Here is a 1,690-nt window from a genome sequence, read left to right as displayed (position 1 = left end):
CGAGGCTGAGCAAGAATTGGTTCGTTGGCGGTCCTAGGCCGTAGCGAACGGGGTGATTGCGAGCGGGGGCTGAAATATTCGCCAGAAGGTCGCTAGAGCAACCTTTATGCCCTGCAGGAGGGCTGCGAGGGTGCATCGGCAAGGAGCAAGCGTCTTTGCGAGCGCGGCCAGAAACGTGTCGAACCCAAGGATGTTGAGCACGCGAGTGAAGTTGTAGCAAAGCGCCATCAGGCTCCACTCGCCGCGGACCTTGTCGAAGCCGCGGACCAGGAAATGACGATAGCCGGCACGGCATTTGAGCGTGCCAAACGGATGCTCGACGATGCCAGAGCGACGGCGCATCAGTTCGCCTGCGCCTTGCATCCGCGCGCGATGACGGTCAAGAACGTCTTCATGCTCCCAGCGACCGATCGTCCGGTAGGCCGCGTTTGAGCCGAGGCAGCGGGCCTTGAGCGGGCAGGTCCTGCAGATCACTCCACGCGCCGCGTAGCGGATCTCGATGCGGCCACTGGTGTTCTTTTGCCTGCTTTTCATCGGATGTAGCAGTTGGCCGGCGGGACAACGGTAGGTGTCGGATGCACCGTCATAGTTGAAGTCCTTGAGGGCAAAGCGGCCTTCCTTCTCGAGCCGAGCGTTGCCCTCCGGCACCGGCACATAGGCCGTGATGCCATCGTCCTCGCAGGCCTTCAGCTCGAGACTGCTGTAATAACCCTCATCGGCCAGCGCCTGGAGGGACTTGACCTCAAGGGCCTCTTTTGCCGCCATGGCCATCGCATGCAGCTGGCCGACATCGCTGCTGTCGTTGACCACCTCGCTGGCGACAATGAGCTTGTGCTTGTCGTCGACGGCGGTCTGCACATTGTAGCCTGCGACCCCCTGGCCGCTCTTGACCAGTAGCCGGGCATCCGGATCGGTCAGGCACAGCTGCGTCTGGCCGCTCTCTTCCAGTCGAGCAAGATCAGCTTGTGCGCGCGAGCGCTTGGCCATCAGCGCCGCGACCTTCGCGCCGATGTCGCCGCTATCTCCGCCGCCGCCGTCGGGCCCATCCTTGCCCGGCTTCCTGGCTTCTGCGGCATCATTGTCCTCAAGGGACTTGCCGTAAGCCTCGATCTCCTGGTCAAGCTTTGCGATCTGATCGGCAAGCCTCTTGCGTGTAAAGACGCTGGCCTTGCTGGCGTCGCCATGGAAGAACGAGCCGTCAATCGCAACAACGCTGCCGCCGACGAGACCGAGCTCGCGCACCAGCAGCACGAAGCTGCGGTTGGCCGCCTTCAGAGCCGCCCAGTTCTCCTTGCGGAAGTTGGCGATCGTCCGATAACCCGGCTTCAATCCCTTCAGCAGCCAGATCAGTTCCAGATTGCGGCCAGCTTCCCGCTCCAACCGACGCGACGACCGGATTTGGTTGATGTAGCCGTAAAGGTACAGCTTCAGCAGATCGGCCGGATCGTACGGCGGCTGGCCGACCCCTTCGGCCTTGCGATCAGCGTGGCGAAAGCCGAGCTTGGCAAGGTCGAGGACGCCAACGAAGCTCTCGATCGCCCGGACCGGGTTGTCCGCCCCGACATAGTCCTCAACCCGCGCAGGAAGCAGACTGAGTTGCTCTCGGCTCTCGCCCGTCTTGAATGTGCGATTCGTCATGAACAGAATCGTACATCAACTCCCCAAAATGCCGAGTTCTTGCTCAGCCTCG

Annotated in this window: 1 protein-coding gene; it reads right to left on the bottom strand. The window is 62.0% G+C overall.

Features of this window, described 5'->3' with window-relative positions; translation table 11 throughout:
- Window positions 1-33: 33 nt before the first annotated feature.
- Window positions 34-1,638 carry an IS1182 family transposase gene (locus tag IVA79_RS14425; RefSeq protein WP_247553802.1) on the bottom strand — a complete coding sequence of 535 codons (1,605 nt, stop codon included), beginning with the start codon at window positions 1,636-1,638 and terminating at the stop codon, window positions 34-36.
- Between the last annotated feature and the right edge of the window lie 52 nt (window positions 1,639-1,690).

Source organism: Bradyrhizobium sp. 138, from assembly GCF_023074075.1.
Taxonomy (GTDB): domain Bacteria; phylum Pseudomonadota; class Alphaproteobacteria; order Rhizobiales; family Xanthobacteraceae; genus Bradyrhizobium.
The sequence above is the reverse complement of the archived record's forward strand: the minus strand, read 5'-3'. Positions and strand labels throughout refer to the sequence as shown.

What these genes read in the sequence shown, in the direction of transcription:
- IVA79_RS14425 (WP_247553802.1), bottom strand. Translation starts at nt 1,638, where the DNA reads ATGACGAATCGCACATTCAAGACGGGCGAGAGCCGAGAGCAACTCAGT.